General features: G+C 65.0%; 11 protein-coding genes. 2 read left to right on the top strand and 9 right to left on the bottom strand.

What is annotated here, in order from left to right; genetic code table 11:
• Positions 1-14: 14 nt before the first annotated feature.
• From CGK74_RS03485 to CGK74_RS03475, 3 genes are all read right to left on the bottom strand, one after another.
• On the bottom strand, positions 15-1,715 hold the full coding sequence (locus CGK74_RS03485) for a nitric oxide reductase activation protein NorD (protein ID WP_133091764.1): 1,701 nt from the start codon (positions 1,713-1,715) through the stop codon (positions 15-17).
• A complete protein-coding gene (locus CGK74_RS03480) occupies positions 1,699-2,496 on the bottom strand; it encodes a CbbQ/NirQ/NorQ/GpvN family protein (RefSeq protein WP_094267110.1) in 798 nt (265 codons plus the stop codon). Before CGK74_RS03480 ends, CGK74_RS03485 begins: the two co-directional genes overlap by 17 nt.
• 61 nt (positions 2,497-2,557) lie before the next feature.
• Positions 2,558-3,595: an aliphatic amidase gene (locus CGK74_RS03475; protein WP_094267109.1), complete on the bottom strand. Its 1,038-nt coding sequence runs from the start codon at positions 3,593-3,595 to the stop codon at positions 2,558-2,560.
• A gap of 220 nt (positions 3,596-3,815) precedes the next feature.
• Here CGK74_RS03475 and CGK74_RS03470 point away from each other — a divergent pair, with 220 nt between their 5' ends.
• On the top strand, positions 3,816-4,865 hold the full coding sequence (locus CGK74_RS03470; protein WP_094267108.1) for a virulence RhuM family protein: 1,050 nt from the start codon (positions 3,816-3,818) through the stop codon (positions 4,863-4,865).
• A 66-nt stretch (positions 4,866-4,931) separates the two neighbouring features.
• Here the strand turns inward: CGK74_RS03470 and CGK74_RS03465 are convergent, their stop codons facing one another.
• Positions 4,932-5,180, bottom strand: coding sequence for a type II toxin-antitoxin system Phd/YefM family antitoxin (locus CGK74_RS03465; protein WP_094267107.1), 249 nt, complete (start codon positions 5,178-5,180; stop codon positions 4,932-4,934).
• Positions 5,181-5,344: 164 nt separating this feature from the next.
• Between CGK74_RS03465 and dsr1 the strand changes: the two genes are divergently transcribed.
• Positions 5,345-9,142: an anti-phage defense-associated sirtuin Dsr1 gene (gene dsr1, locus CGK74_RS03460; protein WP_094267430.1), complete on the top strand. Its 3,798-nt coding sequence runs from the start codon at positions 5,345-5,347 to the stop codon at positions 9,140-9,142.
• A 212-nt stretch (positions 9,143-9,354) separates the two neighbouring features.
• Here the strand turns inward: dsr1 and CGK74_RS03455 are convergent, their stop codons facing one another.
• The 5 genes from CGK74_RS03455 to urtC all read right to left on the bottom strand — a co-directional run bounded on the left by CGK74_RS03455 (position 9,355) and on the right by urtC (position 13,730).
• A complete protein-coding gene (locus CGK74_RS03455) occupies positions 9,355-9,699 on the bottom strand; it encodes an FmdB family zinc ribbon protein (protein WP_094267106.1) in 345 nt (114 codons plus the stop codon).
• An 83-nt stretch (positions 9,700-9,782) separates the two neighbouring features.
• The gene (gene fmdA, locus CGK74_RS03450) at positions 9,783-11,015 is read right to left on the bottom strand and encodes a formamidase (protein WP_004292547.1); all 1,233 of its coding nucleotides are present in this window, start codon (positions 11,013-11,015) and stop codon (positions 9,783-9,785) included.
• Between the two features lie 21 nt (positions 11,016-11,036).
• Positions 11,037-11,726 (bottom strand): urea ABC transporter ATP-binding subunit UrtE, encoded by a 690-nt coding sequence (urtE, locus tag CGK74_RS03445; RefSeq protein WP_048707688.1) that lies wholly within the window; start codon positions 11,724-11,726, stop codon positions 11,037-11,039.
• 18 nt (positions 11,727-11,744) lie between these two features.
• Positions 11,745-12,488, bottom strand: a complete 744-nt coding sequence (gene urtD, locus CGK74_RS03440; RefSeq protein ID WP_094267105.1) for an urea ABC transporter ATP-binding protein UrtD — start codon at positions 12,486-12,488, stop codon at positions 11,745-11,747.
• 21 nt (positions 12,489-12,509) lie between these two features.
• Complete coding sequence (gene urtC / locus CGK74_RS03435; protein ID WP_094267104.1) at positions 12,510-13,730, bottom strand: urea ABC transporter permease subunit UrtC; 1,221 nt, start codon at positions 13,728-13,730, stop codon at positions 12,510-12,512.
• Positions 13,731-13,760 lie beyond the last annotated feature (30 nt).

Below are 13,760 nucleotides of genomic sequence, written 5' to 3'. Positions count from 1 at the left end.
AGGCGCGCGCAGCTTCAGGCGCCCGCCAGTTCGGCATAACTTCGCGCCAGCGCTGCGGCGAGCCGTGCTGGATCGTCGACGATGCGGTAGCCCGCGTGGCCGAAGATGCGGCGCACATCCGCTTCGGACGCGCGGTCCAGGCTGAGGCAGAAGCAGCGCACGCCCTTGCGCCGCGCCTCCACCACCGCGCGCGCGGCGTCTTCCACCAGATGCCGGGCGTCGAACACGTCGATGTCTGACGGCGTGCCGTCGGACAGCACCAGCAGCGTGCGTTGCGCGCTGGTCTCCTTCGCCAGCCGCGCCGTGGCGTGACGCAGGGCCGCGCCCAGCCGGGTGGAGAGGCCCGGCCGCGCGGCGCCCAGCACTGTCGCTGGGTCCGCCGGCACGGGCTGGCCGAAATCGAGCAAGCGCAGGTAATTCACCGCCTGCCGTCCATCCGAATCGAAGCCGGCGACTTCCAGCCTGTCCTCACGCTCGCGCAGCGCATCCATCAGCAGCGCGGCGGCCTCGCGTTCCAGGTCCAGCACGCTGCGCCCGCATGGCTGCAGGTCCGCCGTGGAGGCGGACAGGTCGAGCAACAGCAGCAGGCTGGTGCGCGGCACCGCGCGGCCGTTGCGGCGGAACAGGCGCGGGTCCGGCGCCAGCCCCAGCCGGCGGTCGATGAAGACCTCGGTGGCCGCATCCAGATCCAGCTCGTCGCCTTCCCACTGGCGGCGGATGCGCTGGCTGCGGTCGAGGCGCCGGCTGCGCGCCAGCCGCAGCGGCGCACGAGCGGGCAAGGTCGGGGCGCTGGCCGAGGCGGGTGGCACGGCGCGCTCGATCACGGTGCACCAGTTGTCGCGGGCACGCTCCAGGCGGTAGTGCCATTCCGGGTAGTCGTGGCGGGCGAGTTCGGGCAGGGGCGCCGGTTCGGGCGCTTCTTCCGGCGCCTGTGGCGGTGCGGGCTGGGGTTCGCCCTGCGGTGGCGGGCGGCGCAGCGGGGTCTCGGCCTGCTCGGCGTCGGCGCCGTGCGCCCACAGGTGGCTGTTGTCGTCGTGCCAGGGCAGGGGCGGGGCGTAGGTCTGCAGGTTCATGCGCACGCGCAACTGGCCGAGATCGTTGGCCAGCACCGACACCACCTCGCGGAAAGCCTCGGCATCGTCCAGACGGCCAGCCTGCGCCTCGAACAATGCGCGGCCCTTGCGCACCCAGGCGTCGCCGCCGTCCTTGTCGTGGTCATCGGCCTGCGGGTCGAGCAGCACGCGCTGCAGGCGCGCAACCATTGCCTCGAAGCCCATCTGCGGCAGTTCCGGCTGGCCGCGCAGCAGGCGGCGGAACAGACGGCCAACGCCGGGGTGGCGGCGCATCAGCAGGCGGTCGACGCGCACATCCTCGATGGCGCCGGCCAGCGCCAGGCTCATCGGCTTGCGCTTGCCTGCCGCCTGGCGGCGCCACGAATGGCGCAGGTGGCCGATGGCGTGCAGCGTGGCGGCGAGGTGGAGCTCGTCGGCAGGTAGCGCCCACGCGGGCGGCGCCTCGGGCAGCAGCAGGGTGGCGCCGTGCAGCACCGGGCGCGGCGCAGGGCCGTCCTGCGGCGGGCGTTCCAGCGCCTGCACATCGCCATCGTCGATGCCGAAGGCGTGCATCACGTGGCTGAGGGCGGCCAGGCGCGGGGCGAGGCTGTCGATAGCGGCCACCGGCCACCACGCCGCAGGCAGGTCAGAAGGCCGATTCAAGGATGGCCCCCAGCGCACGCTGCATGTCGGGGTCGTCGGTGATCGGGGCGGTCATTGCCATGCGGCAACTATCGACCGGCGGCAGGCCGTCGCGGATCAGCACGCCGGCGTAGATCAGCATGCGGGTGGAGATGCCCTCGTCCAGCCCTCGCTCACGCAGGCGGCGCGACTGGTGGGCGATATCGACCAGCCGCATGGCCAGCGCGCGATCGATGCCGGCCTCGTGGGCGACGATGTCCGCCTCGGCCTCCGCCGCCGGGTAGTCGAATTCGAGCGCGGCAAAGCGCTGGCGGGTCGATTGCTTGAGGCTCTTGCTGTGGCTCTGGTAGCCGGGGTTGTAGGAGACGACGAGCTGAAAGTCGGGATGCGCGGCGACGATCTCGCCCTTCTTGTCCAGCGGCAGGATGCGGCGGCTGTCGGTGAGCGGGTGGATCACTACCGTGGTGTCCTGGCGCGCCTCGACCACTTCGTCCAGATAGCAGATGGCGCCGTGGCGCACGGCGGTGGTGAGCGGGCCGTCGTGCCAGCGCGTGCCCTCGGCGTCGAGCAGGTAGCGGCCGACGAGGTCGGCGGCGGTCATGTCCTCGTTGCAGGCGAGGGTGATCAGCGGCTTGCCGAGGCGCCAGGCCATGTATTCGACGAAGCGCGTCTTGCCGCAGCCGGTCGGGCCCTTGAGCACCAGCGGCAGGCGGTGGGCGTAGGCGTGCTCGTAGAGGGCGATCTCGTGGCCGGTGGGGTGGTAGTAGGGCTCGGCGGTGAGGCGGTAAGGGGTGAGGTCCATGGCGTTCGTCCGGATGGGCGCGCCCGACGCCCCGCGGGGCATCGGGCGGCCGAAGGGGCAATCAGCGATGGGCCGATGGCTGGTTGGGGATGCCCTCGATCGGGCATTCCGGCGTGCCCACGGTCGAACGGGTGATCGCTTCCACCTTCTTGCGCGTGCCTTCCGGGTCGTTGATCCATTCGCCGTAGAAGCTGTAGGGGCAGGCGGCGACGCCGGTGGGTTCCTCGCCGGAGTTGATCTTGCCGGTGTAGCCGCGGTGCAGCAGCTTGAAGAGGTGGTTCTGCGACTGCGCGTTCTTGCGGAAATCGCGGATCAGGCTGGTGGAGAGTTCGGCGTACTGGATGCCCATCTCCTCCTCGCCGCATTCGCCCAGCGTGCGACCGTCGAAGCCGACGAGGGCCGAGTGGCCGAAGTAGGAATACACGCCGTCGAATCCGGTGGCATTGGCCACGGCCACGTAGCAGTTGTTCATCCACGCCATCGCCTTGGCCACCATCACCTGCTGGTCCTTGGCCGGGTACATGTAGCCCTGGCAGCGCACGATCAGCTCGGCGCCCTTCATCGCGCAGTCGCGCCAGATCTCGGGGTAGTTGCCGTCGTCGCAGATGATGAGGCTGATCTTCATGCCCTTCGGGCCGTCGGACACATAGGTGCAGTCGCCCGGATACCAGCCCTCGATCGGCACCCAGGGCATGATCTTGCGGTACTTCTGCACGATCTCGCCCTGGTCGTTCATCAGGATCAGCGTGTTGTAGGGCGCCTTGTTCGGGTGCTCCTCATGGCGCTCGCCGGTCAGCGAGAACACGCCCCACACCTTGGCCTTGCGGCAGGCGGCGGCGAAGATCTCGGTCTCCTCGCCCGGCACCGTGGCGGCGGTGTCGTACATCTCCTTGGCGTCGTACATGATCCCGTGGGTCGAATACTCGGGAAAGATCACCAGGTCCATGCCCGGCAGGCCCTGCTTCATGCCCACCACCATGTCGGCAATCTTGCGCGCGTTGTCCAGCACCTCGGCCTTGGTGTGCAGGCGCGGCATCTTGTAGTTGACCACCGCAACGCCCACGCAATCGGCGCTGCTCGAAATATCTCCGTGTCTCATGGATTGGGTCTCCCGGTGAGGCGGGTTGCAAAGAATGTGGCCTCATTGTCGGGAGGGTGGTGCGCTGCACAAATACGTTGTTTGACGTATCGGGGCTGCTTGGGTGATTCGATGGTGAATCTGAATTGCATAGATGATTCCACCGTCCCTGATATCGTCTACGCTCGCTGCGGCGCGCAAGGGCTCGAGCGCGAAGAGACGTTGCACGAACGAGGAACACATGACTGGACACGACAAGAAGCTCATCCGTAACAGCACCGCCGACTTCCTGATCTTCACCGGTCAGGCGGGCGACCAGAGCATCGAGGCGCGCTACGAGGATGAAACCGTCTGGCTGACGCAGAAGCTGATGGCCGAGCTGTTTGCTGTGGATGTGCGCACGGTCAGCGAGCATCTGAAGAACATCTACGAGTCGGGCGAACTGGTGCGTGACGCAACTCTCCGGAAATTCCGGACAGTTCAAACCGAGGGCAGTCGGGAGGTTGCCCGCAACGTCGATTTCTACAACCTCGACGCCATCATCTCCGTCGGCTATCGCGTCAATTCGGTGCGGGCGACCCAGTTCCGCCAGTGGGCGACGCGGGTGCTGCGTGAGTTCGCCATCAAGGGCTTTGTGCTCGACAGGCAGCGGCTGGAGAACGGCAGTTTCCTGGGCGAGGACTATTTCGAGCGCCTGCTGGCCGAGATCCGGGAGATCCGCCTGTCTGAGCGCAAGTTTTACCAGAAGGTGACGGACATCTACGCCACGGCCGTGGATTACAACCGCGATGCACCGACGACCAAGGCCTTCTTCGCCAAGGTGCAGAACAAGCTGCATTTCGCTATCCATGGCCACACGGCCGCGGAGTTGATCCTGCAGCGTGCCGATGCGAGCCAGCCCAATATGGGGCTGACGCATTGGGAGAAGGCGCCCGACGGCAAGGTCCTCAGGACCGATGTGACGGTCGCCAAGAACTACCTGAGCAGGGACGAACTGGAGTCGCTGGGCCGCATCGTCAACGCCTACCTAGACCTGGCCGAAGAGCGCGCCCGTCGCAAGATCCCGATGACGATGGAGGACTGGGCCAAGCGGCTGGATGCATTCCTGGCGTTTTCCGACTACGACATCCTGCAGGATGCGGGCAAGGTCAGCGCCGAAGTGGCCAAGGCCCATGCCGAGAGCGAATTCGAGAAGTACCGCGTCGTGCAGGATCGACTGTTCGAGAGCGATTTTGATCGCGTCATCAAGCAGCTCGAGGCGGGCGGGAAGCAGGGTGGTGGCGGGGCTTGAATGCCGATTTGTCGCCCCCGTGTCATGTGGAGGTTGATGCCCCTCACGTGTCGAAGATCGGGCAAATCAGAGCGGAACGTCGTTCGTCACGCTCGGGTCGCGTTCGAGGGTGATGTCATCCGCGCCAAGCAAGGGCGAGCGTCGCATGAAGTCCACCAGAGACTCCTGCGCCTGCGACAGGCGGTCGAAGGTCTCGCGCGACATGACGACGGCGACCGACTTACCGTGCAAAGTGATGTCCTGGGGCTGGGTCTGGGCCCGCTTGACCAACTCGGCGAAGCGCGCCTTCGCTCCATGCATTTGCCAAGCTTCCATCGTTCCGTCCCCTGCATTTGATCTGCCTGATCAGATTCTGGTGGCGGGTCCGGCAACACTCAAGTCGCGACGCTGACGCTGATCATCCTTCAGAAACCCTGATAAGTTCCGACTTCTTCGATTGAAAAAGACTTGGACACTCCAGTCGTCCGAGGTGAATGGCTATGAATTTTGTCAAGAACGGCCCAGATATCCCCGAACGCCTGCTACAAGCGCATGAGGATGGGCGCGTGGTGTTCTTTTGCGGCGCGGGCGTTTCCTACCCGGCGCGGCTGCCGGGCTTCGCGGGTCTGGTGGAGAAGCTTTATACAGCCTTGGGGGCCACGCCTAGCGCCGTACAACAGGCGGCAATCAAGGCCGGGCAGTTCGACACCGCTGTGGGCCTACTGGAAGCGGACATTGTCGGTGGCCGCAAAGAAGCCAAAGTACGGAAAGCACTCGCTGAAATTCTGAAGCCCGACCTCGGCGCGCCCAATGCAACCGCGACCCACGAGGCGTTGCTGACACTGTCCAAGACCCGCGAAGGGCGCACGCGAATCATCACCACCAACTTCGATCGTCTGTTTGAGGAAGTGATTGCAGCGAAGTCGCTCCCGGTCGAGCGTTTTCAGGCACCGTTGCTACCGGTACCCAAGAACCGCTGGAATGGTTTGGTGTATTTGCATGGCCTCCTCACTTCAGCGTCGACACCGAGTGATTTGGATCGGCTGGTCGTCTCCAGCGGCGATTTCGGCCTCGCCTATCTCACCGAGCGCTGGGCTGCGCGTTTCGTCAGCGAGTTGTTCCGCAACTACACCGTCTGTTTCGTTGGTTACAGTATTAACGACCCGGTGTTGCGCTATATGATGGACGCACTGGCCGCCGATGGTCTGCTCGGCGAGGCGCAGCCCGAGATGTTCGCGTTCGGCAGTTGCTCCAAGGGCAAGGAAGAGGAACGGGCCAACGAGTGGCGGGCCAAGAACGTCACGCCGATCCTCTACCGCGAGCACAATCGCCACGCCTACCTGCACAAGACCCTGCGCGCCTGGGCCGACACCTACCGCGACGGGGTGCGCGGCAAGGAGCGCATCGTGGTCGAATGTGCCATGGCCCGCCCCTTGGCAAGCACCCGGCAGGACGACTTCGTCGGCCGCCTGCTCTGGGCACTGAGCGATCCGGGCGGCTTGCCCGCCAGGCGCTTTGCCGATCTGGACCCTGTGCCGTCACTGGATTGGCTGGAGCCCCTGAGCGAGGAGCGCTACCGGCATTGCGACCTGGGCCGCTTCGGCGTCCCGCCCAGAGCGACCGTGGATGACAAGCTCACCTTCAGCCTGACCGGACGGCCTTCGCCTTATCCCCTGGCGCCATTGATGTGTTTGGTCGATGCTGGCGCGCGCAGCAGCCGCTGGGACGAAGTGATGCGGCAACTGGCACGCTGGCTGATCCGTCATCTTGACGACCCGGCGCTGCTGCTTTGGCTGGTCAAGCGCGGCGGGCAGCTTCATGACGATCTGGTCTGGTGGATCGAACACCGTCTGGACGAGCTAGCCAAACTTGAACGCGAGGGCAACACCGCTGAGTTGGCGCGCATTTGTGAGGGCGCACCCAACGCGACCCCCGGCCCGCTAATGCGCACCCTGTGGCGGCTGCTGCTGACCGGGCGAGTGAAATCGTGGCTGCGCGACTTCGACCTGTATCGCTGGCGCGACCGCTTCAAGCGCGATGGGCTCACCACCACCCTCCGCCTGGAACTGCGCGAAACGCTGACGCCACGCGTATCACTGCGCGAGTCGTTCCGTTGGCCCGCCGAGGAAAGTGACGACTCCAAACCCGAGCGCATCAAGGATCTGGTCGAATGGGAGATTGTGCTGTCATCGGATCACGTCCACTCCAGCCTGCGCGATATGCCGAAGGATAAGCACTGGACGGCTGCCTTGCCGGAACTGCTTCCCGATTTCAGCGCCTTGTTGCGCGACGCGCTGGATCTGATGCGCGAGCTCGGCAGCGCCGAGGACAGGAGCGATCTCTCCTACATGCATCAGCCGTCGATCAGCGAGCACCCACAGAACCGGGACTTTCACGACTGGACGGCATTGATCGAGCTGACGCGTGATGCCTGGTTGGCCACGGCTTCCCGATCCCCCGAGCGGGCAGTGCTCGCAGCGGAATCCTGGTGGCACACGCCATATCCGCTGTTCCGGCGCCTCGCCTTCTTTGCCGCCGCGCAGGACGACGTGATACCCCTTCGGCGCGCACTCGACTGGCTGCTGGCGGCTGACCACTGGTGGCTTTGGTCGGTGGAAACAGAACGTGAGGCCATGCGCCTGCTGGTGGCCCTTGCACCGCAACTCGATGCAGTAATGCTGCGGGAACTGGAACAGGCTGTGCTCGCTGGGCCTCCTCGCGAGATGTTCAATGACGACATCGAGCCCGAGCGTTGGATGCGGATTGTTGACCGCGAGATCTGGCTGCGGCTGGCAAAGATCGCCGAGGCCGGCGCGGCCTTGGATGTGACAGGTAAGGAACGACTGGAGGCGCTCGCAGCCCAGTATCCAGATTGGCAACTCGCGGCAGATCAGCGCGACGAGTTTCCTTACTGGATGGAAAGTGGCTGGATGGGCGACAGGGACCCGTGGCGAGATTTTGTCTCAATACCTCGCAGCAGGCGCGGCTTACTGAATTACTTGATCGCAAATCCAGTGTTGGCCGACTCGAAGCAAGACGACTGGCGGAAACGTTGTGAAGACAGCTTTCAAGCCACAGCGTACGCCCTGTGCCATATGGCAAGACAGAACGTTTGGCCGGACGATCGCTGGCGGGATGCTTTACAGGCTTGGTCTGAAGCGAAGCTACTCGGGCGCTCTTGGCGCTACATGGCACCAGTACTCGCGGATGCAGACGATGATCTGCTGCAAACACTCGCTCATGGCGTCAGTCGGTGGCTACAAGTTATCGCCAAGACCTTCGAAGGTCACGAAGCGCACTTCTTCGGGTTGGCTCGCCGAATCCTGGCGCTGGACCATCAGGACGGCGTCGATACCGACGAGCCCGTCATGCGTGCCATCAACCACCCGGTCGGCAAAGTCACAGAAGCATTGCTGCGCTGGTGGTATCGAGGCTCGCTGGAGGACGGGCAAGGCTTGCCAGCGAAGCTCAAGCCCACATTCATCGAACTCTGCGATACTCGGATCGAAAAGTTCCGGCATGGCCGTGTCTTGCTGGCAGCCAATGTCATTGCGCTATTCCGTGTCGACCGGGAGTGGGCGATGCAGCATCTGTTGCCGCTGTTCGACTGGCACCGTTCCCAAGCCGAAGCGCGTGCGGCTTGGGAAGGCTTCCTGTGCTCGCCCCGCCTGTACCGACCCTTTATGGAAGTACTCAAGCCAGCCTTTCTCGACACCGCGCACCACTATGCGGCACTCGGCAAGCACCGGGGGCAATACGCATCGCTGCTCACATTCGCCGCCCTCGACCCGGGTGACATTTTCACCACCGCCGAGCTGGCGGCCGCTACCCGCGCACTGCCACCGGACGGTTTGCACGATGCCTCACAGGCATTGGTGAGGGCGCTCGAGGGCGCGGGCGATCAACGGGCCGACTACTGGAGCAACCGGTGTGCCCCGTACCTTCACGCCATCTGGCCCAAGACCCGGGACAACATTTGCCCAGCCATCGCCAAGAGCCTCGGCAGCCTGTGCATCGCGGCACAGGATGCGTTCCCAGAGGCATTGGCGCTGCTGCGCGCCTGGCTGCAACCTTTGGCCCATCCTGATTACTTGGTGCATCGGCTTCATGAAGCCAATCTTTGCGGCAGGTTCCCTGAACAGGCGCTCGAGTTTCTGAGTCTGGTAATACGCGAACAAGCCCAATGGCCTCCGCATGACCTGGGCGCATGTCTGGAGGCGGTCCGGACAGCCATGTCAGAATTGGAGGCTGATCCGCGCTTTGATCGACTCATGGCATATCTTCGCCGACACGGGTGAGCATGGAAGATGGATGGCGTATGCATTTCTGCCTGGGAGCTTCGGGATCAGGTCTACCTCGAAAGCATGCATTTCTCCGACCGATGACTGAATTGGGATTTAGCACCAGCCGTTCCTTGCTGGCATCGTGGCCGGCCGCTTAGGTCGATTTGCCGCCCCGTCTTTCCAACGGTCGCGCGCAAGAGACTGAGGGGCGGGTTTCTTCATCCCCCTCAGTGACTAATCATCCACGGCCTCTTCGTCGGAAACGCCTTCGACCCATCGGCCGCCCTGACCGTCGACTTTGACGGTTTCCCGCTGCAACACCCACACCCCGGCCCGTGCTTGTGCCGCGCCGCATACTCCGCGCTGGTCATTGGTGCATTGGCCGCGCGTTCGTTGGTGGCGTGGGCGCTGCGGGTAGCACCGTCCATCGTCGCCAGCGTCGGGGCGCTGAGCATGATGCGGTAGGACTCGGTGCCGCAGTGGGGGCAGGCGCAGGGTTCGTTGCGGGCGCTCATGGGGCGCAGGGCGGAGAAGTCGCCGCAGTCTTCGCAGAAGTATTCGTAGGTCGGCATGGTGGGCTCCCGGTGGCGGTGCCCGCCGCGCGGGCTGCGGCGGCGGGCGGGCTGCGGTGGAAGGCGCAGCGGTTGAGGCGGGCTCAGGTCTTGTCGTAGGCGATTGGCATGTCGACGCCGCCGCTGATGAACTTCGTCGGCCCTTCGGCGGTGGGGTTGATGTCGAAGTCGAAGATCTCGGTGGGCAGCCACAGCGTGGCGCAGGCGTTGGGGATGTCGACCACGCCGCTGATGTGGCCCTGCACCGGTGCGGTGCCGAGGATGGAGTAGGCTTGGGCGCCGGAGTAGCCGAACTTCTTCAGGTACTCGATGGCGTTGAGGCAGGCCTGGCGGTAGGCGACGTGCACGTCCAGGTAGTGCTGCTTGCCCTGTTCGTCGACCGAGATGCCTTCGAAGATCACGTAGTCCTTGTAGTTGGGCGTGATCGGGCTGGGCTTGAAGATCGGGTTCTTGATGCCGTACTTGGCCATGCCGCCCTTGATGAGGCTGACCTTCATGTGCACCCAGCCGGCCATCTCGATGGCGCCGCAGAAGGTGATTTCGCCGTCGCCCTGCGAGAAGTGCAGGTCGCCCACCGACAGGCCGGCGCCCTTCACATACACCGGGAAGAACACGCGCGAGCCGCGCGACAGATCCTTGATGTCGCAGTTGCCGCCGTGTTCGCGCGGCGGCACGGTGCGGGCGCCTTCGGCGGCGGCCTTGTCGCGGGCCTCGCCCTTCAGCTTGCCCATGTGCGCGGTCTTGGGTGCGGGCGGGTTGGCCAGCGGCGGCACGCGGTCGGGCTGGGTGGCGATGAAGTCGACCTCGCGCTCGTTCCACATGTCGAGCATCTTCTGGTCGGGCAGGCAGCCGATGAGGCCAGGGTGGATGAGGCCGGCGAAGCGCACGCCGGGGATGTGGCGGCTCTTGGTGAACATGCCCTCGAAGTCCCAGATGGACTTCTGTGCGTGGGGGAAGTGCTCGGTGAGGAAGCCGCCGCCGTTGTTCTTGGAGAAGAAGCCGTTGAAGCCCCACAGGCTTTCGTCCTTGGCGCCGATGTCGAGCAGGTCGACCACCAGCAGGTCGCCGGGCTCGGCGCCTTCGACGCCCACCGGGCCGGACAGGAAGTGCACGGTGGACAGATCCACGTCGCGCACGTCCGAGGCGTCGTCGTCGTTCTTGATGGCGCCGCCGGTCCAGTCGTAGGTCTCGAGCACGAAGTCGTCGCCGGGCTTCACCCAGCACGCCATCGGGATGTCCGGGTGCCAGCGGTTGTGCACCATCTCGTTTTCGTAGGGGGACTGCTTCAGATCGACCTTGATCAGTGTTTCAGGCATGGCACACCTCTTTTTGGTGGGTTACACGGAGAGGAACTGCTTGATGTGGGCTTCGTCGGTGTCGGCGCGCGCGCTTTCATGGACGAGGCGTCCGCCTTCGATGACGAACAGGCGGTCGGCCACGTCCATCGCGAAGGAAAGGACCTGTTCGGACACGACGATGGTGATCTGGCGGATCTTGCGGATCTCGTTGAGCGCCTTCGCGATGTCCTTGATGATCGAGGGCTGGATGCCCTCGGTGGGTTCGTCGAGCAGCAGCACCTTGGGGTCGGTGACGAGCGCGCGGGCGATCGCCAGCTGCTGCTGCTGGCCGCCGGAGAGGTTGCCGCCCTTGCGCCGGCGCATGTCCCACAGTACCGGGAACAGCGCGTAGATCTCGTCGGGCACCTTCTTGACCTTGGCGTTCTCAAGGCCGGTGTGGATGTTTTCCTCGACGGTGAGGGTGGGGAAGATCATCCGCCCCTGCGGCACGTAGGCGATGCCCTTGGCCACGCGGCGGAAGCTCTCGTCCTTGCCGACTTCCAGGCCGTCGACCTCGACGCTGCCGGACTTGAGCGGCAGCACGCCCATCAGCGACTTGAACAGCGTGGTCTTGCCCATGCCGTTGCGGCCCATGATGGCGACGGCTTCATTGCGTTCGGCCGCGAACGAGATGCCGTGCAGCGCCTCGCTCTGGCCGTAGTTCACGACGAGGTTGGATACCTTGAGCATGGTGTTCTCCGAGGAGGCTCAGTGGCCTAGATAAACGTCGATGACCTTGGGATCGGACTGGACCTTGTCCATCGAGCCTTCGGCGAGGATCTTTCCCTGGTGCATCACCGTGACCTTGTGGGCGATGCGGGCGACGAAATCCATGTCGTGCTCGATGACGATCACCGACCGGTTCTGGCAGATGCGGTTGAGCAGGTCGGCGGTGAGCTCGCGCTCGCGGGCGCTCATGCCGGCGATGGGCTCGTCCAGCATCAGCAACTCGGGGTCCTGCATCAGCAGCATGCCGATCTCGAGCCACTGCTTCTGGCCGTGCGACAGCAGTCCGGCCTCGAGGTCGAGGCGGTCGGCGAGGCCGATCATTCCGGCGACCTCGTCGACCTTGGCCTTGACCGCGTCGTCGCACTTGAAGCCGAGCGCGCCGAACACGCCGCGGCCGCGCGGGTAGGACACCTCCAGGTTCTTGAACACGCTGAGGTTTTCGTAGATGGACGGGGTCTGGAACTTCCGCCCGATGCCGGCGCGCACGATCATGTGCTCGGGCAGCCGGGTCATCTCCTGGTTCTTGAACTTGATGCTGCCGGCCGAGGCCTTGGTCTTGCCGCAGATGAGGTCGAGCAGGGTGGTCTTGCCGGCACCGTTGGGGCCGATGACCACGCGCAGCTCGCCGCGATCGACGTAGAGGTTGAGGCTGTCGATGGCCTTGAAGCCGTCGAAGGAGACCGTCAGGTCTTCCACGGCGAGGACGAAGTCGGTGTTGCTCATGATGTGGGTCTCCCTGTTCCGTCAGGCCGACTGGCTGCTGACCTTGGCGCCGATGCCGGCGGTCGGTACGGCGGCGCTGGTGGTGGTGTGCGGGACCGTCGGGGCGGCCGGGGCCGCGCTTGCGCTGGGCGGCTCGCCGCCGGTACCGCCCGGTGCCGGCGCCTGCTTGCGGCGCGCCAGCCAGGGCTTGACGTGGCTCTCGTACAGGCCGGCCAGACCGTTGGGGAAGGCCATGACCACGCCGATGAATAGCGCCGCCATCAGGAACAGCCACAGGTCGGGGAAGGTCTCGGAGAAGTAGGTCTTGCCGAAATTCACCAGCAGCGCGCCATACACCGCGCCCACCAGGCTCATGCGCCCGCCCACCGCGGCGAAGATCACCATCTCGATCGAGGGGACGATGCCGACAAAGGACGGCGACATGAAGCCGACCTGCAGCGTGAACATCGCGCCGCCGATGGCCGACAGCGCGGCCGCCAGGCAGAAGGCGAAGACCTTGAACATCGACACGTCGTAGCCCGAGAAGCGCACGCGGTCTTCCTTGTCGCGCATGGCCAGCAGCAGGGTGCCGAGCTTGCTGAGCTGGATCCAGCGGCACAGCAGGATGGCGCCCAGCAGCAGGGCGGCGGTGAGGAAGTACAGCAGCGTCTTGGCTTCGTCGGTGCGGATGTCCCAGCCCATCAGCGTCTTGAGGTCGGTCATGCCGTTGACGCCGCCGGTGTAGCCCTGCTGGCCGATGATGAGCACGGTCAGGATCAGCGCCACCGCCTGGGTGATGATGGCGAAGTACACCCCGCCCACGCGGCGCTTGAACATGGCGTAGCTGATGATGAAGGCCAGCAGCACCGGCACCGCGACCACCGCGAACAGCGTGAAGCCGAAGGAGTTGAACGGCTCCCACCACAGCGGCAGTTCGGTGAGCTGATTCCAGTCCATGAAATCGGGGATGCCCGGCGTGGATTGGATCTTGGTGCTCTCGGGGTCGGACGCCTCGAGCTTCAGGAACATGGCCATGGCGTAGCCGCCGAGGCCGAAGAACACCCCCTGGCCCAGGCTCAGCACGCCGCCGTAGCCCCACAGCATGACAAGGCCGATGGCGACGAAGCCGTAGGTGAGGTACTTGCCCACCAGGTTCAGGCGGAAGGTGTCCATCGCCAGCGGGAACACCACCAGCAGCAGGACGGCGAGGATCGCGATGCTGGCAAGGCCGCTGCGTCCCAGCCAGGTTTTGATTGCATCCATGTTGGCTCTCCGGTCTTTGATTCGGGATTC

Origin of the sequence: Thauera propionica (assembly GCF_002245655.1) — a bacterium.
GTDB classification, from domain to species: Bacteria; Pseudomonadota; Gammaproteobacteria; order Burkholderiales; family Rhodocyclaceae; genus Thauera; species Thauera propionica.
The sequence above is the reverse complement of the archived record's forward strand: the minus strand, read 5'-3'. Positions and strand labels throughout refer to the sequence as shown.

Coding starts and splice junctions, on each gene's coding strand:
- CGK74_RS03480 (WP_094267110.1), bottom strand. CDS start 2,496: ATGGACCTCACCCCTTACCGCCTCACCGCCGAGCCCTACTACCACCCC.
- CGK74_RS03475 (WP_094267109.1), bottom strand. CDS start 3,595: ATGAGACACGGAGATATTTCGAGCAGCGCCGATTGCGTGGGCGTTGCG.
- CGK74_RS03470 (WP_094267108.1), top strand. CDS start 3,816: ATGACTGGACACGACAAGAAGCTCATCCGTAACAGCACCGCCGACTTC.
- CGK74_RS03465 (WP_094267107.1), bottom strand. CDS start 5,180: ATGGAAGCTTGGCAAATGCATGGAGCGAAGGCGCGCTTCGCCGAGTTG.
- dsr1 (WP_094267430.1), top strand. CDS start 5,345: ATGAATTTTGTCAAGAACGGCCCAGATATCCCCGAACGCCTGCTACAA.
- CGK74_RS03455 (WP_094267106.1), bottom strand. CDS start 9,699: ATGCCGACCTACGAATACTTCTGCGAAGACTGCGGCGACTTCTCCGCC.
- fmdA (WP_004292547.1), bottom strand. CDS start 11,015: ATGCCTGAAACACTGATCAAGGTCGATCTGAAGCAGTCCCCCTACGAA.
- urtE (WP_048707688.1), bottom strand. CDS start 11,726: ATGCTCAAGGTATCCAACCTCGTCGTGAACTACGGCCAGAGCGAGGCG.
- urtD (WP_094267105.1), bottom strand. CDS start 12,488: ATGAGCAACACCGACTTCGTCCTCGCCGTGGAAGACCTGACGGTCTCC.
- urtC (WP_094267104.1), bottom strand. CDS start 13,730: ATGGATGCAATCAAAACCTGGCTGGGACGCAGCGGCCTTGCCAGCATC.